Raw genomic sequence first — 24956 nt, forward strand, 5'->3', positions numbered from 1 at the left:
AGGACACCGACGATGATCACCCGCAGGGACATCCTTGCCACCACGATGCACGCCCTGGCCCTGGGCGGCGCCGCGACCCTTCTCCCCTCCGCATCCGCTTTCGCCGCCGCTGGCGCTCCGCTGTCCTGGCGTCACTTTCCCGCGGGCGAGGCCGGCTTCTTCCGGACGCCGGTCCTGCTGTCGGGCAGCCGGGAGGCGATCCTGATCGATGGCGGCTTCACCCTGTCCGACGGCAAGGCGCTGGCCGAGGCGATCCGGGCGAGCGGCCGGACGCTGACCGCCATCTATGTCAGCCAGAGCGACCCCGACTATTATTTCGGCCTGAGTCCGGTCAGGGCCGCCTTCCCCACCGCCCGCGTCATCGCCGCAACCGCGACCATCGAGGCCATCAAGGGCAATGTCGAGAAGAAGCTGGCGGTCTGGGGGCCGAAGCTGAAGGAGAACGGTCCGCAGACCCTGGCCGACGTGGCGATGCCGGAGCCGTTCGACGGCCCCTCGCTGACGCTGGAGGGCCAGTCCATCGAGATCGTCGATGCGCAGGGGCTGGCCAACCGACGCTACCTGTGGGTTCCGTCGCTGGGCGCCATCGTCGGCGGGGTGATGGTCTTCTCCGGCCTTCATGTCTGGACCGCCGACACCCCGACCGCCGAAGCGCGGGCCGCCTGGATCCGCACCCTGGACGCCATGGCGGCGCGGAACCCCGCCCTGGTGGTCGCCGGCCATGCCGCGCCGGGCGCCGGCACCGACCCGGCGGCCATCGCCTACACCAAGGCCTATCTGCTGGCCTTCGAGGAGGAACTGTCGAAGGCCAGGACCAGCGCCGACCTGATCGCCGCCATGAAGCGACGCTACCCCGAGGCCGGGATGGGCATCGCGCTCGACATCGGCGCCAAGGTGGCGACCGGTGAGATGAAGTGGGGATGACGGAGCGGCCGTGACGGCGGGGGCGGGGGCGGGAAGCCGGACCTCCCCCGCCGTCACGGCGCCCCCTCACTTCCGGTTGACCAGCGCCACGCCGCAGACCGCCACCGCCATGCCGGCGAGCGCCACGACGCCCAGCTTCTCCCCGAACAGGATCCAGGCGACCAGCGCGGTGACCGGCGGGGTCAGGTAGAACAGGCTGGCCACCTTGGCCGCAGCCCCACGGCGGATCAGGGCGAACAGCAGGAAGATCGCACCGACCGACAGCACGAAGCAGAGCCACAGCAGGGCGAACAGGAATTCCCCCGTCCACTGCACCTGCATGGTTTCGGTCAGCGGTGCGGCGACGGCCAGCACCAGCGCGGTGGCGCCATACTGGATCGCCGTGCCGCTGCGCAGGTCCATGCCGCCGCCGTGGCGCTTCTGGTAGAGCGTGCCCAGGGTGATGCCGACCAGCGCAACGAGGGCATAGCAGAGCGGGACCAGATGCGCCGCATCGACGGACAGCTTCTCGCGCACCACCAGCCCGACGCCGGCAAGGCCCAGCAGCAGGCCGGCCCATTGCCGGCCGCTCACCCGCTCGCCCAGCAGCGGACCGGACAGGGCGGCGGTCAGCAGCGGCTGGATGCCGACCACCAACGCCGTGACCCCCGCCGGAAGGCCATCCGCGATGGCGATGAAGATGCCGCTCAGATAGACGCCGTGCACCAGCAGCCCGGCCAGCGCGATGCGTCCGGCCGTCGCCCAGTCCTTCGGCCAGGGCGCGCGGGTGGCCAGCGCCACCAGCGCCAGCACCGCCGCGACCAGCGCCAGCCGGATCAGCAGGAAGGTCAGCGGCTCCACATAGGGAAGCCCGTATTTCGCCCCGATGAAGCCGGTGCTCCACAGCAGCACGAATAGACCCGGCATCAGGCGCAGCCAGGTCTGGCCGCCGCCCGTCGCGGTCTCGCCCATGGAAAAATCCCTTCCCTGCGGTCAGCTCACCGCCGGGACGGCCGGGGACGACTGGGTCGGCTGCCGGCGCGCCTCGGCGACCGCCTGGATGTGGGATCGCAGATCCGCGTCCTTCTGCACCAGCCGGCGGAAATCCTTCTCATCCAACACCAGCAATTGGCAATAGCCGAGCGCCCGCACGTCTGCATTGCGTCGCTGGCGGGTCAGCAAGGCCATCTCGCCGAAGAAGTCGCCGGTGCCCAGCTTCACCGGCTCCGCCAGATTGGGCACCAGCACCTCGACCGCGCCCGACGCGATGAAGAACATGGCGTCGCCGCGGTCGCCCCTGCGCACGATGGTCTCGCCCGGCAGGGCCAGCTGCGCCCGCAGCAGCGTGGCGATGGTGGTCACCCGTTCGGCCGGCAGGTCGGCGAACAGCGGCACCCGGCGCACCAGCTCCGCCACGTCGAAGCGCACGTCCAGCTTCGGCAGCCGCTCCAGCGCCCGGCGGCGCTTCTCCAGGTCGCGCTCCAGGTCGGTCAGCACCTCCTGGCTGATGATCGATTCCGCGAACAGGGTCCGGTAGTCGGCCTGCTCCAGCCGCAAGGCGGCGCGGCCGACATAGCGGCTCTGCAGCACCACGGCATAATCGGGATACTGCAGCTTCAGGGCCGACAGCGCCTGTTCGACGATGCCCAAGCGGCCGACCAGCATGCCTTCCAGTTCGAACGCCACCTCCTGCCCCAGCACGCGGGCCAGCCGGTCGCGGGTGAAGGCCAGCAGCTCGCGCAGGACGGTGCGCACGGCGACCAGCACCTCGAACCGCATCGACAGGCGCCGGGCCAGCGGCCGGTGGATGCCGAAGCGGCGCTGCAGCCAGCTGGCCCCCGCATCCAGGGAGAGAAGGCGATGAAAGGCTCCTCGAAGGCGCGGTAGCCGTTGCGGCCCTGCACCTTGACGGCGTCCAGCAGCCGGCCGCTGCGCCCGGCCAGCATCTCCATCACCGCGCGCGACACCACGCCTTCGGAGAAGTGGGCGTAATAGAGTTCTTCCTCGCGATTCACCAGGATGACGAGGCCGATGGTGACGCGGTCCTCGTCGGTCAGCTTCGCCTCGTCCCGGCTGTCCTGGTCGATCTTCTTCAGCCGCTCCTCGTAGCGGGAGATCATCACGTCCTTGACGGCACCGTCGACCTCGTAGGTCTGGGCGACGGCGGCCACCCGGTCGCGGATGCTGTCGGTGGACAGGGCCAGCGCCCGGTTGCGCATGGCGCGCTCCACCGGCGTCAGCTCGTCCAGCTTCAGCACGCGGATCAGCCAGCGCAGCGTCGTGCCGTTGACGAACAGCGTGACGAAGACGAAGCCGGTGACCATCACCGCGACGAAGCTCTGGATGCGGTCCGGCACCCGGAAATTCTCGGTCACCGCCAGCGCCAGTGTCAGCGACACCGCCCCGCGCAGGCCGCCCCACAGCATCACCGACTTGTAGGAATTGCTGACCTTCTGCGCCAGCCCGGCCCAGGACAGCACCGGCAGCAGGCCGAACAGCACCACCGCCCGCGCCGCGAAGGCGGCGGCGACCACCACCAGCACCAGCCCGACCTCCGCCCATCCGGCGTCGGCCATCAACCGCGGCACCAGGATGGCGGTCAGCAGGAAGATCAGGGAGTTGGCCCAGAATCCCAGCTGCTGCCAGACATGCTCCATGGCGCCCCAGGTGGCGGGGGAGATGCGGGTGCGTCCGACCGACCCGATGACCAGGGCCGAGGTCACCACCGCCACCACGCCCGACGAGCCGACATAATGCTCCGCCATCACATAGGACAGGTAGGCCAATGCCACCGTCAGCGTGATCTCCGCCATCGGCTGGTTGCGCATCGGCTCCACCAGCATGCAGACGATGCGGCCACAGACATAGCCGGTGACGACGCCGCCGGCGAAGTCGCGCAGGAAGTCCAGGGCCGCCGCCCCCGCCCCGCCATGGGAGGTGCGCGTCAGCATCTCCAGCAGCAGGGTGAACAGGGCGATGGCCGCGGCGTCGTTCAGCAGGCTCTCGCCCTCGACCAGCGTGGTCAGCCGTCGCGGCGCGCCCAGGTCGCGGAAGATGCCGATGACCGCCGCCGGATCGGTGGAGGCGACGATGGCCCCCAGCAGCAGGCAGGCGACCAGCCCCAGCGACGTGAACAGGCTGACCGCATAGCCGACGGCGAAGGTGCAGACGAAGACCGCCACCACCGCCATCAGCAGGATCGGCCCCAGGTCGTCGAACAGCCGCCGCACATCCACCGCCAGCGCCGTTTCGAACAGCAGGATCGGCAGGAAGACGTGCAGCAGGATGTCGGACGAGACGTCCAGCTCGGCCAGCGAATTCAGGAAATCGTGGAACGGGTCCTTGCCCGGCCCGGCGAAGGTCTGGATCACCGCGCCCAGCGCCACGCCCACGCCCGCCAGCAGCACCGTGTAGGGCACCTGGAAGCGGGCGGCCAGCGGCGGCAGGAAGCTGACGAGGGCGAGAAGCCCGGCAACGCCGAGGACTTGAATGACGATGTCGTGCATGTTCCCACGGGGACGGCTGCGGCGTGGGCTGCACGGTATCGCCGCACTGTGGCGGGAGCAAGACCGGGAACCACGGACTCCTGCGGCAAAAATGGTCCCGGACGGCGAGCCGCCTCTACCGTTCTGACAGGATGGTCACCGCGGCGGCGGGGCCGCGATCCCGCGCGACTGCAGATACTGCCGGCAGCGCCTCTGCCAGTCCGAAAGCGGCGAGGACGGGTCGAGGACGGCATGGAAGATGTAGTCGGCCGCCGTGTCCTCCGACACCGGCGAGCGGTGCAGCGCGTCGGCATTCCGGCCCAGCAGATAGGCCACGACGTGGAACTGGTTCATGCGCGCCAGGACCAGCGTCACCGTGCTGCCGCTCTCGTCCGTCGCCTCGATGTCGGCGCCGGCGTCCAGCAGGATGCGGACGGCGTCGGCGTTGCGGCGCAGGCCGGCATTGACCAGCACCGGCTCGCCGATGGCGTTGCGGGCGTTGGGATCGCCGCCGAAGGCAAGCAGCAGCCGCAGCCAGTCGGTATCGGTGCCCGACGCCACCATGGTCAGCGCCGATTCCCCGTCGCGGGCGCGGCGGTTGGGATCGGCCCCGGCCTCCAGCAGGGCCTTGGCCCCGGCCTTGCTGTTGCTTGTGATGGCGAACAGCAGCGGCGTCATCCCCTCCGTCCCGCCGGCATTCGGGTCGGCCCCCGCGGCGGCGAGCTGGCGCACGGCGGCGGCATCCCCCGTCCGGCGGCGTCGGCCAGCCTTGCCGTGGCGGCATCGGGGAAGAAGTGGCTGGCGGACGGCAGAGCGGCCATGGCGGACCTCGCGGCGAAGGGGGTGGGAAGGGGCGTCCAGCCTGCTGCGGCCAGCGCCACCAGGATCAACAGCCGGGGGAGAAAGGCAATGCTAGGCTTGGGGCCGGGCTTGTGGCCGGATTTGGGGGGCGCTGCGGCACCCTCACCGGTGCAGGGCGGCACGCAGCTGGCCCTCGTCGGCGCGCTTCTGCTTCTCCAGCGCGTTGATCGGATAGGCCATGCCATGCTTGGTGACGGAATCGGCGGCGGCACCCTTGACATACTCCATGCCCTTCTTGCCGGCAGCGGCACCCTGGAAGGCATTGCCGTGCTCGTCGACCGCCTCCAGCGGCACATTCCTGCCGATGCTGGTCGGCATCGGCCCGACCGCGTTCTGCGCGGTGGTCAGCACCTCGCCGGCAACCTGATAGTTGGTGACCTTGCCGCCGTTGGCGCGCGACTTGCCGAAGGCGGCGACCGTATCATCCTTCAGGCCGGCCGTGTTGAAGGTGGTGCAGGGCACGTCGGCCACCACGGCGCCGGCGGTCGCCAGCCCGCCGCCCAGCGAATGGCCGGCCATCTCCAGCCGCGGCCCGACCTTGCTTTTGACCTTCTGCGCCGCCTGGATCGCCCGCTCGTAATAGTCGGAGCGCAGGCCGATACCCTGCTGTAGGTTGTTGACCCAGTCCTCCTGGGCGGTGAAGGTGGTTCCCTTCGGCACCAGGACGACCTGCGGCGGGGATCCGAACACCTTGGGGTCAGCCACATACAGCTCCGCCCGGAAGCCGGACGCGGTGCCGGGATTCAGGTCGCTGGGAACGAGGCCGTATTTGCGCAGCTCAGCCGGGTCGTCGCTCAGCCGGGACCAGCCCGGCGGCGGGGTCTTCGGCGAATCCGGGCCGTTCTCGTGGTGATAGACGTCGGCGGCCAGACGCGCGCGCTCCACCGCCTTGTTGTCGCGGGCGAAGCGTTCGGTCACCTCCGGCAGCACCTTCTTCTCGCGCGCCTCGTTGATCAGCGCCTGCCGTTCGGCGACGCGCTTGGCCTTGGCGTCGATCTCCGCCTGGGAGCAGGGGATGGTCGGGTTCTTGGCGGGGACCGGGGCGTTCCGGCGGAAATGATCGGCCAGATCATCGGTCAGCGTCTGGCCGGCGGCCTTGGCGCCGCGCTTGGCCGCTCCGCCGAAGTCGCCCTCCAGCACCGCCGCCCCGGTTTCCTTCAGGCCGGCCTTGACGGTGTCGGCCGCCATCCGGCCGCCGGTGCGCAGGGTCTGGTAGGTCGCCTTGGCCTTCGCCGTGGCGCTTCCGGCCATGTCGGCCAGCGTGGACAGGATCGGCATGGCGTCAGTCCCGCTGTGACAGGGCGGCGATCATGGCGTCCACCCATTCGGTCAGCCATTCCGCCTTCCGGTCGGCGGTCATCGCCGGGTCGGCCAGCACCTCGCGCGCTGCAGGGCTGTCCTCGTCGAACCGGTCGCCGGCCAGCGCCGCGGTGACGATGTAGCAGGCGGCCTGCCAGCGCGTGCTCAGCCCATGGCCCTCCGCCCGCGCCAGCTGGTCGCGCCCGAACGCGAGGAACCTGTCGGCCGGCACCGGATCGGCATCCGGAAATCGGTCGGCGAGGTAGCGATGCACCGCACGGATCAGATCCTCTTCCCCCAGCTTGTCCATCTGGGCCTGAGACAGAACGAACACGGCGCACCCCGATCGATTGCGTTATCGGAATATGATAGAGGTGCAATTATTGCCAGAAAAGCGGCAACGCTGGGTTTTCATGGCTGAGTTGGCCCGGGAGAGTACAACCGGACGGTCCGGTCCTGGAACCGGGACAAGCGGTCGGTTATTGTGGCGTCGGCTTTGCCCGAATCGAAGATAGGGGATGGGGGAATGGGAGCGGTCAGGGTCTTGCGGCCGGTGTTCGCCGGATTGGCGCTGCTGATGGCATCCGGCGGCATCGCCATGGCCACGGAACCGACCGCCGCCCCCACCACGACGCAGGACTTCATCCGGGCCCTGCGGCCGGACACGCCTGCGGCCGGCGAGCAGACCGACGAGGAGCCCGACGAGAAGCCCAGAACCCGCGGCCTCTCGCTCGGCACCGGCAGCACCGCGGAACCGGTGGCACCCCCGCCGGCTTCGGCATCCACCCCTGCCGCCGCCACGACCGCGACCGCGAAGCCGAAGACCGCCCCCAGGATCAGCTTCCAGGTGGAGTTCGCCTTCAACTCGGCGGAGCTGACGCCGAAGGCCACCGGCATCCTGGACGAGCTGGGCCGCGCCCTGACCTCCCCGGATCTCGCCGCCTACCGCTTCCAGCTGACCGGCCACACCGATGGCGTCGGTAACCCCGACTACAACCTTGCCCTGTCGAAGCGGCGGGCCGCCTCGGTGCGCGATTACCTGACCCGGAGTTTCGGCGTGTCGCCCAACCGGCTGGTGGCGATCGGCCGTGGGTCGCAGCAGCTGCTCGACCCCGCCAACCCCGCCAGCGACGCCAACCGGCGGGTGGAGATCGTCAATCTCGGCTCCTGACCGCCGGGAAGCCGGCGGCGGGGCAATGGCGGCTCACCGCCATCCGCCATCCCGCGTCAGCCCGGCCAGGATGTCGCGCAGGATGGCGTGGGCGGCGCGGGCGGCGACCGGCATCGGCCGGCCGGCGGCATGGGCCAGCAGGATCGTCCGGTCGATCTGCGGATCGACGATGGGCAGCCCGGTCAGGCGGTCCGCCACCGTGCCGTAGCGCGCCACCCGCTCCGACAGCACCGTGTAGCCGCAGCCTTCCGCCACCAGCGCCTTGATCTGTTCCAACGCGTCGATCTCCATGGCGACGGTGACGCGGGCGCGGGCCAGCAATGCCGCATGCTCCACCTCCTCGCGCACGCCGTGCGGCCGGCCGGGCAGGATCAGCGGCAGGGCCAGCGCCTCGGCAAAGGGGATGGAGCGTCGGCCGCGCAGCAGCGGGTCGTCCGCCGGCCCGACCAGATGCAGGCTTTCCCGCGCCACCAGCTCCGTCTCCAGCCCGCCCATCTCCTCGGCACCGAACACCAGCGCCAGATCAAGCTGCCCCGACAGCACCCATTCCAGCATGTGGCCCGACAGCCCCTCCACCACCCGCAGCCGGATCTGCGGATGGGCGCGGCGCACCGCCAGCGCCAGCGGCACGGTCAGCACCGGCCCCAGCGAGGTTGGGATGCCGACGGTCGCCGGACCGGCCGGCACCGCCTCCACCGCGCGCACCTCGTCGCGCAGCCCGTCCATCGACTCGATCAGCGCCGCCGCCCGCTGCGCCAGTCGCCGCCCGCTTTCGGTCGGCACCACGCCGCGCGCCGTGCGCAGGACCAGCTGGCAGCCGAAATCCTCCTCCATCCGCTTCAGATGCAGGCTGAGCGCCGGCTGCGCCACCCGCAGCGCCTCCGCCGCGCGGGAGATCGAGCCATGCTCCACGATGCCCAGGAAATAGCGAAGCTGCCGCACGTCCATCCTGCCGGAACCCCTAATGCCCATATCGCAGCACTATGAAGGGGGTGGTGGGGATCGCGTGTCAATATGGCTCTGCTCCTGACGACCGCTGCGATCGGCGCTCACGAGCCCCCTCTTGATCGCCGCAAATCCGTTAACCATTTACCCATCAGGCGCCGGGCGGTCGCGCATTTTGCGGACCGCGGGGGCGCCGTCCCGCGCTGGATGGCTGGGCGGGAGACCATGGAAACGGAGTGCCGGATGGACTTCGGTCAATTCACCGATCGTGCGCGTGGCGTCATTCAGGCCGCGCAGATCGCCGCCCTTGCCGAGCGGCATCAACAGCTTCTCCCCGAACATCTGCTGAAGTCCCTGATCGACGACACCAGTGGCGTGGCGGCGCGTCTCGTGCGCGACACCGGCGGCGATCCCGACCTGCTGAAGTCCGCGACCGAGGAACAGCTCGCCCGCGCTCCGGTGCAGCCCGGCGCCAACGAGGGGCCGCAGCCGCTCTACATGTCGCCGGCGCTGGCCGCCGTGCTGCAGGGCGCCGTCGCCTCCGCCCGCAACGGCGGCGACCGCTTCGTCACCGCCGAACGGCTGCTGGAGAGCCTCGCCCGTCAGAGCGGCCCGCTGCGCGCGCTGTTCCGCCGCGCCGGTGTGGATGCCGACGCGCTGGCCGCCGCCGCCGATGCGCAGCGCAAGGACCATCCCGCCGACGCGGAGACCGAGACGACGGCCGGCGAGGCGCTGGCCCGCTACACCCGCGACCTGACCGAAGAGGCGCGGCAGGGCCGGCTCGACCCGGTCATCGGCCGTGACGACGAGATCCGCCGCACCATCCAGGTCCTGGCCCGCCGCACCAAGAACAACCCCGTCCTGATCGGCGAACCCGGCGTGGGCAAGACCGCCGTGGTCGAAGGCTTGGCCCAGCGCCTGGCCTCCGGCGACGTGCCGGAAGGGCTGAAGGACCGGCGCGTCCTGGCGCTCGACCTCACCGCGCTCTTGGCCGGCGCCAAGTTCCGCGGCGAGTTCGAGGAGCGGCTGAAGTCGGTGCTGGCCGAGGTGCAGGAGGCCAACGGCCGCATCATCCTGTTCATCGACGAGCTGCACACCCTGATCGGCGCCGGCCGCACCGACGGGGCGATGGACGCCGCCAACATGCTGAAGCCCGCGCTGGCGCGTGGCGAGCTGCGCTGCGTCGGCGCCACCACGCCGGACGAGTACCGCAAATACATCGAGAAGGACGCGGCACTCGCCCGCCGCTTCCAGCCGGTGACGGTGGACGAGCCGTCGGTGGACGACGCCGTGTCGATCCTGCGCGGCATCAAGGGCAAGTACGAGGTGCACCACGGCGTGCGCATCGCCGATGCGGCGGTGGTCGCGGCGGTGAACCTGTCGGCGCGCTATATCGGCGACCGCCGCCTGCCCGACAAGGCCATCGACCTCGTCGACGAGGCGGCGAGCCGCCTGCGCATGGCGATCGACAGCAAGCCGGAGGCACTCGACGCCGTCGACCGCCGCGTCGCCCAGCTGAAGATCGAGCGCGAGGCGCTGAAGGCCGAGCCCGACGCCGCCTCGCAGGAACGCCTGCATGTGCTGGAAGGCGAGCTGGCCGAGGCGGAAGCCCGGCAGTCCTCGATGGAGGAGGAATGGCGCGCCTCGCAGTCCCGCCGCACCGAGGGCCGCCGCCTGAAGGAGGAGCTGGACCAGGCCCGCACCAGGCTGGAGCGCGCCCAGCGCGACGGCGACTGGGCCAAGGCCGGCGAGCTGGCCTATGGCGTGGTGCCCGACCTGGAGAAGCGTCTGGCCGAGGCTGAATCGCGCGCCAGCACGGAGCGTGACGAGGTGACGGCCAAGGACATCGGCGCCGTCGTCACCCGCTGGACCGGCATTCCGGTCGAACGGATGCTGGAGGGCGAACGCCAGCGGCTGAAGGGCATGGAGGACAAGCTGGCCGAGCGCGTCGTCGGCCAGAAGGAGGCGGTGCGCGCGGTGTCCAAGGCGGTGCGGCGTGCCCGTGCCGGGCTGAAGGATCCCAGCCGCCCGACCGGCTCCTTCCTGTTCCTGGGTCCGACGGGCGTCGGCAAGACCGAACTGGCTAAGGCGCTGGCCGCCTTCCTGTTCGACGACGAGACGGCGATCACCCGGCTCGACATGTCGGAGTACATGGAGAAGCACGCGGTCAGCCGCATGATCGGCTCGCCGCCGGGCTATGTCGGTTATGACGACGGCGGCTCGCTGGCGGAGCGCATCCGGCGCCGGCCCTATCAGGTCGTGCTGCTGGACGAGGTGGAGAAGGCGCATCCCGACGTGCTGAACGTCCTGTTGCAGGCGCTCGACGACGGGCGGCTGACCGACGGGCAGGGCCGGACCGCCGATTTCCGCCACGCCATCCTCATCATGACCTCCAACCTGGGGGCCGAGGCGCTGAGCGCCTTGGGCGATGACGAGGATATGGCCGGCGTGACGGTGGAGGTGATGGACGCGGTCCGCAAGGCCTTCCGGCCGGAGTTCCTCAACCGGCTGGACGACGTGCTGATCTTCCGCCGGCTGGGCCGGGACCAGATGTCGCGGATCGTCGACATCCAGCTGGCCCGCGTCAACGAGCGGCTGGCCGAGCGGGGCGTCACCCTGGCGGCGGACGCGGCGGCCAAGCGGCGGCTGGGCGATCTGGGCTGGGATCCGGCCTTCGGCGCCCGTCCGCTGAAGCGGGCCATCCAGGGCCTTGTCGAGGACCCGATCGCCGAGCGTCTGCTCGACGAGGAGGTGGAGGGCAGGACCACCATGACCCTGTCGGTGGTCGACGGCCGGCTGGCGCTGGACGGCGTGGTGGTCGAAGAGGACCGGGCGCACGGCTTCAAGGCGCCGGAACGCCCGCCGCTGGGCTTCGCCCTGCCGCCGGTGGCGAGTTCCGCCGGTAGCCGGGAGGCGTCGGTCCACTGACCGTCCGCAGGCGATAAGGAAGAATCGGCGACAACGGAAAAGCCCCGGATGCAATGCATCCGGGGCTTTTTCATGATCGGGTGACGGCCGACCGGGTCAGACCAGAACGGCGCCCTTCACCTTGCCCACCCGCTTGAAATTCTGGTTGTTGCTGAGATGCTGGTGGAGGAAGGACGGGTTGTAGTAACGCGCCTCCAGGCCGAAGACCGCCTGCATGTTCTGCAGCGGGAAGCTGCCCTGGACCGCGATGTTCGACTGCTCCATCGCCACCAGATAGCAGTAGACGACATGGCCCGAGCAGAAGAACGCCTCCCGCCCGCCGGCCATCAGCTGGTCGAGCAGGGTGTTGATGCGGTCGGTGGACTGCACGGCACCCCCGCGGCCGAGCGACCTGACGGCGCCGCCGATGGTGTAGGGCATCTGGGTGCCGCCTTGGGCGAAACCGCCGCCGACGATGCCCTGCCGCATCATGATGGCAGTCTGCGCCGCCCCTTCGCCGATGCCGGGGGTGGTGCAGCGGAAGACGTCGTAGCTGTAGTTGGCGTTCTTGGTCAGCAGGTTGTTTTCCTGCAGCCCGTCGCCGTCCATCTCTATGATGGTGGTCGGCGAGCTGGCGATGCCGGCATGGATGAAGTCCGACTTTCCCCGGCTGAACAGCTGGCCGATCTTGATGGCGATGCCGGTGGCGCCCAGGCCGTGCCGGTACTTGATCATGATGTCGCCGGCCTTGACGGCTCCGACGATTGCGTTGGAACGCGCTCGTGTCATGCCCTGTCTCCCTGTAACCAACCGTGCGCCGACGCTCGCGGTCGCTTGCGGCCTTGATCCGGAAACCTACTATACGAAAGAAAAGGGCGACCACGGAAGCAGTACCACCATCCGGAAGGCTGACTTCCTGCCGGGCGGCAAGGGGGACCGCCCCCAATATTGTCAGCAGTGATTACTTGGTCCGTGGCGGGCATGATTGCCGCCGGCTTCCTCAGCTTTGGACGGTATCCGCGCTACGCAAGGATACCGTCGCCGGCGGTTTCCCATTGTTCAACGCGCCGGATGGATCGACCTGAAGCATGGTTCGGCAGGTCCGTGGTCCTCGATTCGCGGCCCGGCGGCATGCAGGGTGCCATCGGGCCTGCGGGTCTGCTAAATGTCCGCCGCTGCCCAAGCACGGGCGGCGCCGCAACAGCCGGGGGCAGACATGGCCGCGACAAATCTTCCCTATCTGTCGAACTTCTCGCTCGCCGGGCAGGTGGCGCTGGTCACCGGGTCGGGCCGCGGGCTGGGGCTGGAGATCGCGCGGGCGCTCGCCGGCTCCGGCGCGCATGTGCTGCTGAACGGCCGCGACGCCGCGACGCTGGAGACACGGGTGGCCGAGATCGAGGCTGCCGGCGGAAGCGCATCCGCGCTACCCTTCGACGTCTCGGACCGGGCGGCGGTGCGCGACGCCTTCGCGCGGATCGACAGGGACCATGGGTGGCTCGACGTGCTGGTCCAGAATGTCGGTCAACGCAACCGCAAGCCGCTGGCCGACCTGACCGATAACGAGATCGTGGCACTTCTCGACGTCGATCTGGCCTCCAGCCTGATCCTGGCGCGGGAGGCGGCGCGGCTGATGCTGCCGCGAGGCCGTGGCCGGCTGATCGCCGTCACCTCGGTCGCCGGGCAGATCTCGCGGGCCAACGACAGCGTCTATGCCGCGGCGAAGGCGGGCCTGAACGGCATGGTGCGGGCACTGGCCGCCGAATACGGTCCGCATGGCCTGACCAGCAACGCCATCGCGCCCGGCTTTTTCGCCACCGAAACGAATGCGGCGCTGGCCGCCGATCCCGAACGCGGGGCCTATTTCGCCAACCGCACGCCGATGCGCCGCTGGGGCCGCCCGGAGGAGATCGCCGGGGCGGCGGTGTTCCTGGCCTCGGCCACGGCGTCCTATGTCAACGGCCATGTCTTGGTCGTGGACGGCGGCGCCACCATCTTGATGTGAGCCGCCGGCCGACTGCCACCATCATGCTGACCATTCCCATCTCCTGCGGCGACCCCGCCGCCCTGTTCCGCCCCTGGAGCGCCGAGCCCTGGGCGATGCTGCTCGACAGCGCGGCCCCCCATCCGCAGAACGGGCGCTATTCCTACATCGTTGCCGAACCGTTCCGAACGGTCGAATCCACCGGCGGCCGCACGCTGGTCGATGGGGCGCCGGTGCCCGGCAGTCCCTTCGATGCGCTGGAACGGGCGCTGGCAGCATATCCCCTGCCCTCCGCCGGCCCCGTTCCCTTCACCGGCGGCGCGGTGGGCTTCGTCGGTTACGAGGCCGGAACGGCTTTGGAAGGGCTACGCTCCCGCCACGGCAATCCGGGCGGCCAGCCGGACATGGCCTTCGGCCTCTACGATGTCGTCGCCGCCTTCGACCGGGAAACACGCAGCGCCTGGGTCATCGCCGCCCGGCCGGAAGCGGAGGAGCGCGCCCGCCGCATGGCCGCGCGGCTGTCCGTTCCGCCACCGGAACAATCGGCCGGCCCGGCCCCGCTGCGCTGGCGGTCGGAGCTGTCGCGCCCCGACTATCTCGACCGCGTAAGCCGGGTGCTGGAGTATATCCGCGCCGGCGACATCTATCAGGCGAACTTCACCCAGCGTTTCCTGGCCGAGGTGGACGGGTCCATCGACGCCTTTGCGCTGTACGAGCGCCTGCGCCGCCTCAGCCCTGCCCCCTTCGCCGCCTTCCTGAACTGCGGCCCCCGCCTGCGGCTGGCAGGCGCTTCGCCCGAACGCTTCATCCGGCTGCGCGCCGACCGGACCATCGAGACGCGGCCGATCAAGGGCACCCGCCCGCGCCATGCCGATCCTGCCGCCGATGCCGCCGCCGCCGCGGAACTGTCGGCCAGCATCAAGGACCGGGCGGAAAACCTGATGATCACCGACCTGCTGCGCAACGATCTGGCGCGCGTGTCCGAGGTCGGCAGCGTCAGGGTTCCGGTGCTGTTCGGGCTGGAGAGCTTCGCCAGCGTCCATCATCTGGTGTCGGTCGTCACCTCCCGCCTGGTGCCGGGGCTGGGGCCGGTCGATCTGCTGCGCGCCGCCTGCCCCGGCGGCTCGATCACCGGCGCGCCGAAGATTCGCGCCATGCAGATCATCGACGAGCTGGAGGTCGCCCGCCGCGGCGCCTATTGCGGCTCGGTGGCCTGGATCGGCTTCGACGGCGCCATGGACAGCAACATCGTCATCCGCACCCTGTCGGTGACGCAGGACCATGTCATCGCCCAGGCCGGCGGCGGCATCGTCGCCGATTCCGATCCGGCGGCGGAGCATGAGGAAATGCTGGTCAAGGCCCGCGCCCAGCTGCGGGCCGCCGGCGAACTGGTGGAGGGGTTTGCATGACCATCTGGCTGAACGGCCGCCTGCTGCCGGCTGCGGAGGCGCGGATCGACCCGGCCGACCGCGGCTTCACCCTGGGCGACGGGCTGTTCGAGACGATCCGCATCGCGGATGGCGTTCCGCGCCACCTGTCCCGCCATCTTGACCGGCTGGCCGCCGGCACCGCCCTGCTGCGCCTGCCGCTGCCTTACGACGCCAACGCCCTGACGGCGGAGATGACGGCGCTTATCGAGGCGACCGGCCTCACGGACGGGGTGCTGCGCCTGACCCTGTCGCGCGGCACCGGCGCCCGCGGGGTTCTGCCGCCGCCCGATGCCCGCCCGACGGCGCTGATGACGGTCGCCCCCGCCGCCCACATGACGGCGGCGGCCGCCGCCGTCATCGCCCGCAGCACCCGCCGCAACGAACATTCGCCGCTGTCGCGGCTGAAGTCGCTGAACTATTTGGATTCCATTCTCGCCCGGCAGGAGGCGGCGGAGCGCGGCGCCGACGAGGCGCTGCTGCTGAATTGCGCCGGCCGGCTGGCCGAATCCAGCATCGCCAACCTCTTCCTGTCGACCGGCGGTCGGCTGCTGACCCCGCCGGTCGACGACGGCGCCCTTCCCGGCATCCGCCGCGCCCTGATCCTGGAGCGCCATGGCGCGGAGGAAGCGCCGCTCACCCCCGACGATTTCGCCCGGGCCGACGAGGCGATCCTGACCAACAGCCTGGGCCTGCGCCCGCTGCTGTCGGTGGACGGAAGTCCGGTCGGAAACGGGACGGCCGGCCCGGTCCTCACCCGGCTTCTGGCTGACCCGGACCTTTAAGCAAGCAAGGGACTGTCATGATCGAAACGGTGAGCTATCCCGAACTGACCACCATCGGCTTCATGGTCGAGGCGACGCGGGAGGACCTGCCTGCGGCGCTATCGGCGGCGTGGGATCGGCTGTTCGCTGCCGACAGCGGGACGACCTCCTTCGCGGCGGTGTCGCTGCCGGAGGAGAACGGGTTGCAGCGCGAGCTGGTGGGATTCCTGGCGGCCAAGGCCACGGAGATCCCGCCGGGCATGGTCCGCGTCGATCTCGACGCCGGCCGCTATCTGCGGCTCATTCATGACGGCCCGGTCTCCGCCATCCCGGACGGCTTCGCGCAGCTGCAGGCCCATGCCACGGCGAACGGTATGAAACTGAGCGGCATCGCGCTCGATTTCGGCCATCGCCCTGGCTTGCCCGACGGTCGCCACGAACTGCATTTGGCGCTCGCGGCACAGCTGCCGGCGCTGGGGTGAGGGGGTAAAGCCCTCTCCCGCCCCGGGAGAGGGAGGGGACCCACGAAGTGGGGAGGGTGAGGGGGATCGCGAGAATCCCGAACCGCATGGTTCCTTGGGTCACCCCTCACCCTTCCCATGGCATTGCCATGGGCCCCTTCCCTCTCCCGGGGCGGGAGAGGGAGAAGCAGCCCTCCCCACTTACTTCAAAAACGGCAGGTTCAGCCCCTGCTCCTTGGCGCACTCGATGGCGATGTCATAGCCGGCGTCGGCGTGGCGCATCACGCCGGTGGCCGGGTCGTTCCACAGCACACGCTCCAGCCGCTTGGCGGCGGCGTCGCTGCCGTCGCAGACGATGACCATGCCCGAATGCTGCGAGAAGCCCATGCCGACGCCGCCGCCATGGTGCAGGCTGACCCAGGTCGCGCCGCTGGCGGTGTTCAGCAGCGCGTTCAGCAGCGGCCAGTCCGACACGGCGTCGGTGCCGTCCTTCATCGCCTCGGTCTCGCGGTTCGGGCTGGCGACCGATCCGCTGTCGAGATGGTCGCGGCCGATGACGATTGGGGCCTTCAGCTCACCCGACTTCACCATCTCGTTGAAGGCGAGGCCGAGCCGATGGCGCTGACCCAGACCCACCCAGCAGATGCGGGCCGGCAGGCCCTGGAACTGGATGCGCTTGGCCGCCATGTCGAGCCAGTTGTGCAGGTGCGGATCGTCGGGGATCAGCTCCTTCACCTTGGCGTCGGTCTTGCGGATGTCCTCCGGGTCGCCGGACAGGGCGGCCCACCGGAACGGGCCGATGCCGCGGCAGAACAGCGGGCGGATGTAGGCGGGGACGAAGCCGGGGAAGTCGAAGGCGTTTTCCAGCCCCTCCTCCTTCGCCATCTGGCGGATGTTGTTGCCGTAATCGACGGTCGGGATGCCCATGGCGTGGAAGGCCAGCATCGCCTCCACCTGCACCCGCATCGACTTGCGGGCGGCGGCGGCCACCGCGGCCGGCTGGCTTTCGCGGGCGGTTTCCCACTCCTCCAGCGTCCAGCCCTGCGGCAGATAGCCGTTCACCGGGTCATGGGCGGAGGTCTGGTCGGTGACGATGTGCGGCCGGGCCTTGATGTCGGTGCCGGCGCGGCGGGCCAGTTCGGGGAAGACGTCGGCGGCGTTGCCGAGCAGGCCGACGGAGATCGCCTCGCCCTTGGCGCAGGCCTCGTTGATCCAGGCCAGCGCCTCGTCCAGGTCGGCGGTGTGGCGGTCGAGATATCCGGTGCGGATGCGCATCTCGATGCTGCTGGGGCGGCATTCGACCGCCAGCATGCAGGCGCCGGCCATGGTCGCGGCCAGCGGCTGCGCCCCGCCCATGCCGCCGAGGCCGCCGGTCAGGATCCACTTGCCCTTCAGGTCGCCGTTGTAATGCTGGCGCCCGGCCTCGACGAAGGTCTCGTAGGTGCCCTGAACGATGCCCTGGCTGCCGATGTAGATCCAGCTGCCGGCGGTCATCTGGCCGTACATCGCCAGACCCTTGCGGTCCAGCTCGTTGAAATGCTCCCAGGTCGCCCAGCGCGGCACGAGGTTGGAGTTGGCGATCAGCACGCGCGGCGCATCGGCATGGGTGCGGAAGACGCCGACCGGCTTGCCCGACTGGACCAGCAGAGTCTCGTCGTCGTTCAGCGTCTTCAGCGCCGAGACGATGCGGTCGAAGCTCTCCCAGTCGCGGGCGGCGCGGCCGATGCCGCCATAGACGACCAGTTCCTGCGGCCGTTCCGCCACGTCGGGGTCGAGGTTGTTCATCAGCATGCGCATCGGCGCCTCGGCGAGCCAGCTCTTGCAGCTCAGTTCGGGGCCGTGCGGGGCACGGATGACGCGCTGGTTGTCGAGGCGGGATGACATCGGTTGGTGGCTCCGTGTGGGAGGGGTCTTGAAATTCAAGGTCTTTTGCCCCCTCCCCAACCCTCCCCGCTTCGCGGGAGAGGGAGCAAGTGCCGATGCGGGGAGGCGGTGGCAGTCCCCTCTCCCGCGTGAGCGGGGAGGGTTAGGGAGGGGCTGCGGGCGAGAACCTCTAAGGCGGCGGCAACTGGAACCGCGCCCCCAGCCGGTAGCGGCTGCCGGGATGCACCAGCATCGCCACCGTCACCACCCGCCCGCCGACCCAGGTGCGGCGGGTCACGCGTAGGCAGGGCTCGGTAACGGGGATGTCCAGCAGCCGGGCGATCTCCGGCGTCGGCGACACCGCTTCGATGACGTGCTCCACCTGCGGCGAGGACTCCAGTCGGATCAGGTACTCGCCCGGCGTCTGGCGGGTGAAGTCCTGCTCCAGATAGTCCGGCGCCACCGCCGGGTTGACCCAGCGTTCCTCAAGCTGGACCGGCACGTCGCTCTCGCTGTGGACGACGATGGAATGGAACAGCCTCGCTCCCACCGGCAGGTTGAAGCGGCGGGCCAGCCCGGCATCGGCGGTAACCGCGAGCAATCGCTCCACCCGGCAGGAATGGACGTTGCCGCGCTCGGCGATCTCGTCGGCGATGCTGCGCAGTTCCACCACGTCGGTGCTGGGCGGCCGTTCGGCGACGAAGGTGCCCAGCCCCTGCACGCGGGTCAGCAGCCCTTCCTCGGTCAGGTCGCGCAGAGCGCGATGCACCGTCATGCGGCTGACCGAGAATTCCTCCAGCAGCTTGTGCTCCGACGGGATCTGGAAGCCTTCCGGCCAGTCGCCGGAGCTGATCCGGCGGCGGATGGCCTCCTTGATCTGGGCATAGCGCGGCTGGGCGGTGGAGATGACGTCGCTCATGCGGCCTCCACATACGGCTTGCGCACCGTGCCGCCATTCACCACCGCCATGCAGGGGTTGAGGCCGATGGCGTAGGCCAGTTCCGCCGGATGCTCGATGCGCCAGACCGCCAGATCGGCACGCTTGCCCGGCGCGATCACGCCGCGGTCGGCCAGCCCCAGCGCCTTCGCCGCATGGCGGGTGACACCGGCCAGCACCTCCGCCGGGGTCAGGCGGAAGAAGGTGCAGCCCATCGACAGCATCAGCAGAAGCGAGGTCACCGGCGAGGTGCCGGGGTTGTTGTCGGTGGACAGCGCCATCGCCACGCCATGGCGGCGCAGCAGTTCGATCGGCGGCAGCTTGGTCTCGCGCAGGGCATAGAAGGCGCCGGGCAGCAGCACCGCCACCGTGCCGGCCTTGGCCATGGCGGCGACGCCCTCCTCGTCCAGATGCTCGATATGGTCGGCCGACAACCCGCCGAACTCCGCCACCAGCCGGGCGCCGCCGAGGTTGCTCAGCTGTTCGGCATGCAGCTTCACCGGCAGGCCGAGCCGCTTCGCCGTCTCGAACACCCGCCGTGTCTGGGCGACGGAGAAGCCGATGCCCTCGCAGAAGGCGTCCACCGCATCGGCCAGCCCAGCTTCGGCGATGGCCGGCAGCGTCTCGGCACAGATGCGGTCGATGTAGCCGTCGGGATTTCCCTTGAATTCGGGCGGCAGGGCGTGGGCGCCGAGATAGGTGGTTCGCACCTCCACCGGGCGGACCTGCGCCAGCCGGCGGGCGACGCAGAGCATCCGCGTCTCGGTTTCGGTGTCGAGGCCATAGCCGGACTTCACCTCCACTGTCGTCACGCCCTCCGCCAGCAGGCTGTCCAGCCGCGGCAGGGTGGCGGCCAGAAGCTGGTCCTCCGTGGCGGCGCGGGTGGCGGTGACGGTGGACAGGATGCCGCCGCCGGCCCGCGCGATCTCTTCATAAGTGGCGCCGTTCAGCCGCATCTCGAACTCGCGGGCGCGGTTGCCGCCATGGACGAGGTGGGTGTGGCAGTCGATCAGGCCGGGAGTCATCCAGCCGCCCTGCCCCGAATGGACCTGGGTCGCCAGCGCGTCCGGCGCGTCGGTCAGGTCGGCGCGCCGGCCGACGAAAGCGATGCGGCCGTCCTTGATGCCCACAGCCGCGTCGGCGATGGCGCCATAGCCGTCCCCGTCATTCATCGTCGCGACGGACAGGTCGATCCACAGGGAATCCCACGGCGCGCTGGTCGGCATCGGTTCGGCTCCTTCCTACAAGTTCGTGCAGCAACCCTCTTGGCATCAGGTTGCCTATACTTGTATAGTGTTGTCTATAATAGCGAGGACGCCCTCATGAGCAACCTGTTTTTTGCCTCGGCGCTGCTGCCGGATGGCTGGGCAGAGGATGTGCTGGTCACGACGGACCAGCGCGGCCGGATCGTCTCTGCCACCCCCGGTGCCGCCTGCCCGGCCGATGCGGAGCGCTTTGCCGGGGCGGCTGTCGCCGGCATCGCCAACCTGCATTCCCACGCCCACCAACGCGCCATCGCCGGCATGGGCGAATCTTCTGGCGAGGGGTCGGACAGTTTCTGGAGCTGGCGCGAGGTGATGTACCGCGCGCTCGACCGCATGGATCCGGAGGATTTCGAAGCGGTCGCCGCCCAGCTCTATGTGGAGACGCTGAAGGCCGGCTTCACTGCCATCGCCGAATTCCATTACCTGCACCATGACCGCGACGGCAGCGCCTACGCCGACCCGGCGGAGATGAGCCACCGCGCCATCGCCGCCGCGCGGACCACCGGACTGCCGATCACGCTGCTGCCGGTGCTCTACAATACGTCCGGCTTCGGCGGCACGCCACCGACCGCCGGGCAGCGCCGCTTCATCCATGATGGGGCAGGGTTCGCCCGGCTGACCGCTGCCCTGCACGACGCCTATGGCGAGGCCGACGACGTTCGGCTCGGCATCGCCCCGCATTCGCTGCGTGCCGTGCCGGACGGGCTGTTGAGAGAAACCGTCGCAGCCCACCCGCAGGGTCCGATCCACATCCACATCGCCGAGCAGCGCCGGGAGGTGGAGGACTGCCTCGCCCACCATGGCCGCCGCCCGGTGGAGCATCTGCTGGAGACCCAGCCGGTCGACGGCCGCTGGTGCCTGATCCACGCCACCCACATGACCGAAGCCGAGGTAACGGGTGTCGCCGCCAGCGGCGCCGTCGCCGGCCTGTGCTCGACGACCGAGGCCAATCTGGGCGACGGCTTCTTCGCCGCAGAGTCCTACATGGAGCAGGGCGGGCGCTGGGGCATCGGGTCGGACAGTCACATCTCCGTCAGCCCGGTGGAGGATCTGCGCTGGCTGGAATATGGCGCGCGGCTGACCAGCGGCCGGCGCACCGTGCTGGCCCGCGGCCCCCGCCGCTCCACCGCCCGCCGGCTGGTGGAGGACGCCCAGTCCGGCGGCGCGCAGGCGACCGGATTCGAGGCCGGGCGGATCGCCGCCGGTCTCCGCGCCGATATCGTCGTGCTCGACACCGACCATCCGCTGCTGGCGGCGCGAAAGGGCGATGCGCTGCTGGATGGCTGGATCTTCGCCGGCAACGCCCCCCTCGTGCGCGACGTGGTGATCGCCGGACGCGCCGTCGTCCGCGACCGCCGCCATCCGCGCGAGGAAGAGATCGCCGACCGCTTCAAGAACACCCTTGGGAGACTTCTGGGATGAGCGAGACCATCACCCTGGTTCCGGGCGCGCTGTCGCTCGACACGCTGCGCAGCATCTACCGCGGCCGTCCGGCCCTGACGCTCGACCCGGCGGCCTATCCGCGGATGGAGCGCTCGCGCGCCCTGATCGACAAGATCGCCGGCGGTGACGAGGCGGTCTATGGCGTCAACACCGGCTTCGGCAAGCTGGCCCACACCCACATCGCCGCGTCGGACCTGGAGACGCTGCAGCGCAACCTGATCCTGTCGCACGCCACCGGCGTCGGCGCGCCGCTGGCCGATGGCGTGGTGCGGCTGATCCTGGTCATCAAGGCGGTCAGCCTCGCGGTCGGTGCGTCGGGCGTCCGGCCGGCTCTGGTCGATGCGCTGCTGAAGCTGTATGAGGCCGATGTCCTGCCGGTGGTGCCGGGCAAGGGCTCCGTCGGCGCGTCGGGCGATCTGGCGCCGCTGGCCCATCTGTGCGGCGTGCTGCTCGGCATCGGCCATGTCCGGGTGAATGGCGAAACCCTGCCGGCGGAAGAGGGGCTGCGCATCGCCGGCTTGCCCGTCTTCGACCTGAAGGCCAAGGAGGGCCTCGCCCTCATCAACGGCACCCAGGTGTCGACCGGTCTGGCGCTTGCCGGCCTGTTCGAGATCGAGCGCACCTTCAAGGCGGCGCTGGTCGCCGGCTCCCTGTCGGTCGAGGCGGTCAAGGGCAGCCACCGCCCCTTCGACGCCCGCATCAGCGCCCTGCGCGGCCAGCCCGGCCAGATCGCCGTCGCCGCCGCCTTCCGCGAGGTGCTGGCCGGCAGCGAGCTGAACGCCAGCCATCAGGGCCCCGACTGCCACCGGGTGCAGGACCCCTACAGCCTGCGCTGCCAGCCGCAGGTGATGGGCGCCGTGCTCGACCAGATGCGGCAGGCGGCGCGCACGCTGGTGATCGAGGCCAACGGCGTCACCGACAACCCGCTGGTCCTGGTCGACACCGACGAGGTGCTGTCCGGCGGCAATTTCCATGCGGAGCCGGTGGCGATGGCCGCCGACCAGCTCGCCATCGCCGCGTCGGAGATCGGTGCGCTGGCCGAGCGCCGCATCGCCATGCTGATCGACACCACCATCAGCGGCCTGCCGCCCTTCCTGGTCGCCGAGCCCGGCCTGAACTCCGGCTTCATGATCGCCCATGTCACCGCCGCGGCGCTGGCGTCGGAGAACAAGACGCTCGCCCACCCCGCCAGTGTCGACAGCCTGCCGACCTCCGCCAACCAGGAAGACCATGTCAGCATGGCGACCTTCGCGGCGCGGCGGCTGGGCGACATCGCCGGCAATGTCGCCGACATCGTCGGCATAGAGCTTTTGGCCGCGATTCAGGGTCTGGAGTTCCATCGCCCGCTGAAGACCACCGACCGGCTGGAACAGGCCATCGCCACCATCCGCGCCCAGGTGCCGCGCTACGACGTCGACCGCTACTTCGCCCCGGATCTGGCGGCCATCGGCACCCTGGTGCGCGACGGCGCGCTGGACCATCTGATGCCGGTCTCGCTGGAGGCCGGGCAATGAGCGGCGCGATCTTCGATCTGGTGCAGGGCGACGGGCCGCTGGTCATCAGCATGCCCCATTGCGGAACGGAGCTTTCGCCCGGTCTGGCCGAGCGCCTGACGGACGAGGCGCTGACCTTGCGCGACACCGACTGGCACATCCCGCGCCTGTACGGTTTCGCGACCGGCCTGGGGGCGACGCTGCTGAGCGCCCGCTATTCGCGCTATGTCGTCGACCTCAACCGCTCTTCGACCGGTGAGAGCCTCTATCCCGGACAGGCGACGACCGGTCTGTGCCCGGACACGCTGTTCGACGGCACGCCGCTCTACCGCGACGGACAGGCGCCCGACGCGGCGGAGGTGGCGCAGCGGGTGGAGGCCTACTGGCGCCCCTACCACGATGCGCTGGCGGCGGAACTGGCGCGGGTCAAGGCACGCCACGGCTTCGCCCTGCTGTACGACGCCCATTCGATCCGCAGCCATGTGCCGCGGCTGTTCGACGGGCGCCTGCCGGACCTGAACCTGGGCACCGCCCGCGGCACCAGCGCCGACCCGCAGCTGGCCGCCCGCGTCGTCGCCGCGATGGAGAGCGCCGCCGCGGCGGAGGGGATGACCTGTGTCACCAACGGCCGCTTCGTCGGCGGCCACATCACCCGCGCTTACGGCCAGCCGGCGAACGGCGTGCACGCCATCCAGATGGAGCTGGCCCAGGACCGCTACATGGACGAGGAGGCGCCCCCTTCTCCTACCGCCCCGACCGGGCGGAACGGCTGCAGCGGGTGCTGGCGGCGCTGCTCGACGCCTTCTCCGGCTGGCGGCCGGTGCAAGGCTGATAGGAAGCGGGGGCACGGAACCGCCCCCGCACACCCCGCGTTCTCCTGCGGCGCCCATGCTGGGGCGCGGAAGGCAGAAACGGCTATCGCGTTTGAGGTTCGAGCGACAAAGATCCATTTCGGATGCCCTTCTCCCCCTGCGGGAGAAGGGTTGGGATGAGGGTGCAGCGGCCAAAGGCCGGGGAAATCGACGGCTTGCGCCCCCTCACCCCAACCCCTCTCCCGCAAGGGGAGAGGGGCTTGTCGGAAAGCGATATTCAAATGCGGTTGCCCTGAAAATGCAGGGGACCGGTGTTGAGCGACATCATCGAACAGAGCGGCATCGAAAATCCGGGCGGCGGCATCGGCTATGGCGGACATCCCGTTCCCGCCATCCTGCAGCCCACGCTGACCGCCGTCGACGCCCTGGACGCACAGGTCCACGACATCGTCACCTGCGACCCCGGCCCGATCAGCAAGGCTCTGGCGACCGCGGGCCATTACGCCATAAAGCGCCATGTGCTGATCCCCGGCTTCGCCATCGCCGGCATCGTCGGCCTGTTGACCGGACAGGCCGATCTGCGCCGCGCCGGCAGCGTCGGCGTCGCCGGGCTGGTGGCGACCGCGACCGCAAGCCGCTCCATCAAGCGTTACGTCAAACGCCGCCGTCCGGACGAATGCGCCCCCCGCCAGCGTCCGGGCAAGCGGATCAGCGCCCGCTCGCTGCCGTCGGGACATGCCGCGAGTGCCTTCGCAGCAGCGACCGCCCTTGCCGCGGTCAGCCGGTCGCCGGCACAAAGCTTGGTGATTTACGGAACCGCGGCGGCGCTGGCCGGCGGGCGGGTGGTCCGGCACCGCCATTGGGCGTCGGATGTGCTGGCCGGCGCCCTGCTGGGCACCGCCATCACGCTGCTGGCGCGGCGCATCCTGCCGCGCTGAT

21 protein-coding genes and 1 pseudogene are annotated in these 24956 nt (G+C 70.1%); 11 read left to right on the top strand and 11 right to left on the bottom strand.

Features of this window, described 5'->3' with window-relative positions:
• Nucleotides 1–12: 12 nt before the first annotated feature.
• Nucleotides 13–924 carry an MBL fold metallo-hydrolase gene (locus tag AB8P05_RS22770; protein WP_472760991.1) on the top strand — a complete coding sequence of 304 codons (912 nt, stop codon included), beginning with the start codon at nucleotides 13–15 and terminating at the stop codon, nucleotides 922–924.
• 66 nt (nucleotides 925–990) lie between these two features.
• On the opposite strand, the gene AB8P05_RS22775 is transcribed toward AB8P05_RS22770, so the two are convergent.
• The 6 genes from AB8P05_RS22775 to AB8P05_RS22800 all read right to left on the bottom strand — a co-directional run bounded on the left by AB8P05_RS22775 (nucleotide 991) and on the right by AB8P05_RS22800 (nucleotide 6882).
• Nucleotides 991–1875 carry a DMT family transporter gene (locus tag AB8P05_RS22775; protein ID WP_472760992.1) on the bottom strand — a complete coding sequence of 295 codons (885 nt, stop codon included), beginning with the start codon at nucleotides 1873–1875 and terminating at the stop codon, nucleotides 991–993.
• A gap of 21 nt (nucleotides 1876–1896) precedes the next feature.
• Entirely contained in the window at nucleotides 1897–2568 is a 672-nt protein-coding gene (locus tag AB8P05_RS22780; protein WP_472761193.1) for a cyclic nucleotide-binding domain-containing protein, read from the bottom strand.
• A complete protein-coding gene (locus AB8P05_RS22785; RefSeq protein ID WP_472760993.1) occupies nucleotides 2520–4409 on the bottom strand; it encodes a cation:proton antiporter in 1890 nt (629 codons plus the stop codon). Before AB8P05_RS22785 ends, AB8P05_RS22780 begins: the two co-directional genes overlap by 49 nt.
• A 135-nt stretch (nucleotides 4410–4544) precedes the next feature.
• Complete coding sequence (locus AB8P05_RS22790; protein WP_472760994.1) at nucleotides 4545–5120, bottom strand: ankyrin repeat domain-containing protein; 576 nt, start codon at nucleotides 5118–5120, stop codon at nucleotides 4545–4547.
• Between the two features lie 231 nt (nucleotides 5121–5351).
• Nucleotides 5352–6527, bottom strand: a complete 1176-nt coding sequence (locus AB8P05_RS22795) for a Tle-like phospholipase domain-containing protein (RefSeq protein ID WP_472760995.1) — start codon at nucleotides 6525–6527, stop codon at nucleotides 5352–5354.
• 4 nt (nucleotides 6528–6531) lie between these two features.
• On the bottom strand, nucleotides 6532–6882 hold the full coding sequence (locus tag AB8P05_RS22800) for a hypothetical protein (RefSeq protein ID WP_472760996.1): 351 nt from the start codon (nucleotides 6880–6882) through the stop codon (nucleotides 6532–6534).
• Nucleotides 6883–7074: 192 nt separating this feature from the next.
• Between AB8P05_RS22800 and AB8P05_RS22805 the strand changes: the two genes are divergently transcribed.
• The gene (locus tag AB8P05_RS22805; protein ID WP_472760997.1) at nucleotides 7075–7719 is read left to right on the top strand and encodes an OmpA family protein; all 645 of its coding nucleotides are present in this window, start codon (nucleotides 7075–7077) and stop codon (nucleotides 7717–7719) included.
• 33 nt (nucleotides 7720–7752) lie between these two features.
• Here AB8P05_RS22805 and AB8P05_RS22810 read toward each other — a convergent pair whose 3' ends face one another.
• Nucleotides 7753–8667, bottom strand: coding sequence for a LysR family transcriptional regulator (locus AB8P05_RS22810; RefSeq protein WP_472760998.1), 915 nt, complete (start codon nucleotides 8665–8667; stop codon nucleotides 7753–7755).
• 240 nt (nucleotides 8668–8907) lie between these two features.
• Here AB8P05_RS22810 and clpB point away from each other — a divergent pair, with 240 nt between their 5' ends.
• Nucleotides 8908–11592, top strand: a complete 2685-nt coding sequence (clpB, locus tag AB8P05_RS22815; RefSeq protein ID WP_472760999.1) for an ATP-dependent chaperone ClpB — start codon at nucleotides 8908–8910, stop codon at nucleotides 11590–11592.
• A 96-nt stretch (nucleotides 11593–11688) separates the two neighbouring features.
• Here clpB and AB8P05_RS22820 read toward each other — a convergent pair whose 3' ends face one another.
• Nucleotides 11689–12360, bottom strand: a complete 672-nt coding sequence (locus AB8P05_RS22820) for a hypothetical protein (RefSeq protein ID WP_472761000.1) — start codon at nucleotides 12358–12360, stop codon at nucleotides 11689–11691.
• Between the two features lie 427 nt (nucleotides 12361–12787).
• On the opposite strand from AB8P05_RS22820, the gene AB8P05_RS22825 reads away from it, so the two are divergent.
• From AB8P05_RS22825 to AB8P05_RS22840, 4 genes are read left to right on the top strand one after another with little or no spacing between them, the layout of a single operon-like run.
• Nucleotides 12788–13573, top strand: coding sequence for an SDR family oxidoreductase (locus tag AB8P05_RS22825; RefSeq protein ID WP_472761001.1), 786 nt, complete (start codon nucleotides 12788–12790; stop codon nucleotides 13571–13573).
• Between the two features lie 23 nt (nucleotides 13574–13596).
• Nucleotides 13597–14961 (top strand): aminodeoxychorismate synthase component I, encoded by a 1365-nt coding sequence (pabB, locus tag AB8P05_RS22830; RefSeq protein WP_472761002.1) that lies wholly within the window; start codon nucleotides 13597–13599, stop codon nucleotides 14959–14961.
• Nucleotides 14958–15764 carry an aminotransferase class IV gene (locus AB8P05_RS22835; protein WP_472761003.1) on the top strand — a complete coding sequence of 269 codons (807 nt, stop codon included), beginning with the start codon at nucleotides 14958–14960 and terminating at the stop codon, nucleotides 15762–15764. Before pabB ends, AB8P05_RS22835 begins: the two co-directional genes overlap by 4 nt.
• A 17-nt stretch (nucleotides 15765–15781) precedes the next feature.
• Nucleotides 15782–16225 (top strand): GyrI-like domain-containing protein, encoded by a 444-nt coding sequence (locus AB8P05_RS22840; protein WP_472761004.1) that lies wholly within the window; start codon nucleotides 15782–15784, stop codon nucleotides 16223–16225.
• A 180-nt stretch (nucleotides 16226–16405) separates the two neighbouring features.
• Here AB8P05_RS22840 and hutU read toward each other — a convergent pair whose 3' ends face one another.
• The 3 genes from hutU to hutI all read right to left on the bottom strand — a co-directional run bounded on the left by hutU (nucleotide 16406) and on the right by hutI (nucleotide 20230).
• Nucleotides 16406–18088 (bottom strand): urocanate hydratase, encoded by a 1683-nt coding sequence (hutU, locus tag AB8P05_RS22845; RefSeq protein ID WP_472761005.1) that lies wholly within the window; start codon nucleotides 18086–18088, stop codon nucleotides 16406–16408.
• Between the two features lie 169 nt (nucleotides 18089–18257).
• On the bottom strand, nucleotides 18258–18986 hold the full coding sequence (gene hutC, locus AB8P05_RS22850; protein WP_472761006.1) for a histidine utilization repressor: 729 nt from the start codon (nucleotides 18984–18986) through the stop codon (nucleotides 18258–18260).
• Nucleotides 18983–20230: an imidazolonepropionase gene (gene hutI, locus AB8P05_RS22855; protein WP_472761007.1), complete on the bottom strand. Its 1248-nt coding sequence runs from the start codon at nucleotides 20228–20230 to the stop codon at nucleotides 18983–18985. Before hutI ends, hutC begins: the two co-directional genes overlap by 4 nt.
• A 96-nt stretch (nucleotides 20231–20326) precedes the next feature.
• Between hutI and AB8P05_RS22860 the strand changes: the two genes are divergently transcribed.
• The 4 genes and pseudogenes from AB8P05_RS22860 (at nucleotide 20327) to AB8P05_RS22875 (ending at nucleotide 24955) form a co-directional block, all read left to right on the top strand.
• Complete coding sequence (locus tag AB8P05_RS22860; protein ID WP_472761008.1) at nucleotides 20327–21691, top strand: formimidoylglutamate deiminase; 1365 nt, start codon at nucleotides 20327–20329, stop codon at nucleotides 21689–21691.
• Nucleotides 21688–23226: a histidine ammonia-lyase gene (gene hutH, locus AB8P05_RS22865; RefSeq protein ID WP_472761009.1), complete on the top strand. Its 1539-nt coding sequence runs from the start codon at nucleotides 21688–21690 to the stop codon at nucleotides 23224–23226. Before AB8P05_RS22860 ends, hutH begins: the two co-directional genes overlap by 4 nt.
• Nucleotides 23223–24037, top strand: a pseudogene (gene hutG, locus AB8P05_RS22870) (N-formylglutamate deformylase). Before hutH ends, hutG begins: the two are co-directional and overlap by 4 nt.
• 294 nt (nucleotides 24038–24331) lie before the next feature.
• Nucleotides 24332–24955 (top strand): phosphatase PAP2 family protein, encoded by a 624-nt coding sequence (locus AB8P05_RS22875; RefSeq protein ID WP_472761010.1) that lies wholly within the window; start codon nucleotides 24332–24334, stop codon nucleotides 24953–24955.
• Nucleotide 24956 lies beyond the last annotated feature (1 nt).

The organism is Azospirillum sp. VT-I1 (assembly GCF_055698305.1).

What these genes read in the sequence shown, in the direction of transcription:
- AB8P05_RS22835 (WP_472761003.1), top strand. Translation starts at nt 14,958, where the DNA reads ATGACCATCTGGCTGAACGGCCGCCTGCTGCCGGCTGCGGAGGCGCGG.
- AB8P05_RS22805 (WP_472760997.1), top strand. Translation starts at nt 7,075, where the DNA reads ATGGGAGCGGTCAGGGTCTTGCGGCCGGTGTTCGCCGGATTGGCGCTG.
- pabB (WP_472761002.1), top strand. Translation starts at nt 13,597, where the DNA reads ATGCTGACCATTCCCATCTCCTGCGGCGACCCCGCCGCCCTGTTCCGC.
- AB8P05_RS22770 (WP_472760991.1), top strand. Translation starts at nt 13, where the DNA reads ATGATCACCCGCAGGGACATCCTTGCCACCACGATGCACGCCCTGGCC.
- AB8P05_RS22780 (WP_472761193.1), bottom strand. Translation starts at nt 2,568, where the DNA reads ATGCTGGTCGGCCGCTTGGGCATCGTCGAACAGGCGCTGTCGGCCCTG.
- hutU (WP_472761005.1), bottom strand. Translation starts at nt 18,088, where the DNA reads ATGTCATCCCGCCTCGACAACCAGCGCGTCATCCGTGCCCCGCACGGC.
- hutC (WP_472761006.1), bottom strand. Translation starts at nt 18,986, where the DNA reads ATGAGCGACGTCATCTCCACCGCCCAGCCGCGCTATGCCCAGATCAAG.
- AB8P05_RS22820 (WP_472761000.1), bottom strand. Translation starts at nt 12,360, where the DNA reads ATGACACGAGCGCGTTCCAACGCAATCGTCGGAGCCGTCAAGGCCGGC.
- AB8P05_RS22825 (WP_472761001.1), top strand. Translation starts at nt 12,788, where the DNA reads ATGGCCGCGACAAATCTTCCCTATCTGTCGAACTTCTCGCTCGCCGGG.
- hutI (WP_472761007.1), bottom strand. Translation starts at nt 20,230, where the DNA reads ATGCCGACCAGCGCGCCGTGGGATTCCCTGTGGATCGACCTGTCCGTC.
- AB8P05_RS22785 (WP_472760993.1), bottom strand. Translation starts at nt 4,409, where the DNA reads ATGCACGACATCGTCATTCAAGTCCTCGGCGTTGCCGGGCTTCTCGCC.
- AB8P05_RS22860 (WP_472761008.1), top strand. Translation starts at nt 20,327, where the DNA reads ATGAGCAACCTGTTTTTTGCCTCGGCGCTGCTGCCGGATGGCTGGGCA.
- clpB (WP_472760999.1), top strand. Translation starts at nt 8,908, where the DNA reads ATGGACTTCGGTCAATTCACCGATCGTGCGCGTGGCGTCATTCAGGCC.
- hutH (WP_472761009.1), top strand. Translation starts at nt 21,688, where the DNA reads ATGAGCGAGACCATCACCCTGGTTCCGGGCGCGCTGTCGCTCGACACG.
- AB8P05_RS22840 (WP_472761004.1), top strand. Translation starts at nt 15,782, where the DNA reads ATGATCGAAACGGTGAGCTATCCCGAACTGACCACCATCGGCTTCATG.
- AB8P05_RS22775 (WP_472760992.1), bottom strand. Translation starts at nt 1,875, where the DNA reads ATGGGCGAGACCGCGACGGGCGGCGGCCAGACCTGGCTGCGCCTGATG.
- AB8P05_RS22795 (WP_472760995.1), bottom strand. Translation starts at nt 6,527, where the DNA reads ATGCCGATCCTGTCCACGCTGGCCGACATGGCCGGAAGCGCCACGGCG.
- AB8P05_RS22810 (WP_472760998.1), bottom strand. Translation starts at nt 8,667, where the DNA reads ATGGACGTGCGGCAGCTTCGCTATTTCCTGGGCATCGTGGAGCATGGC.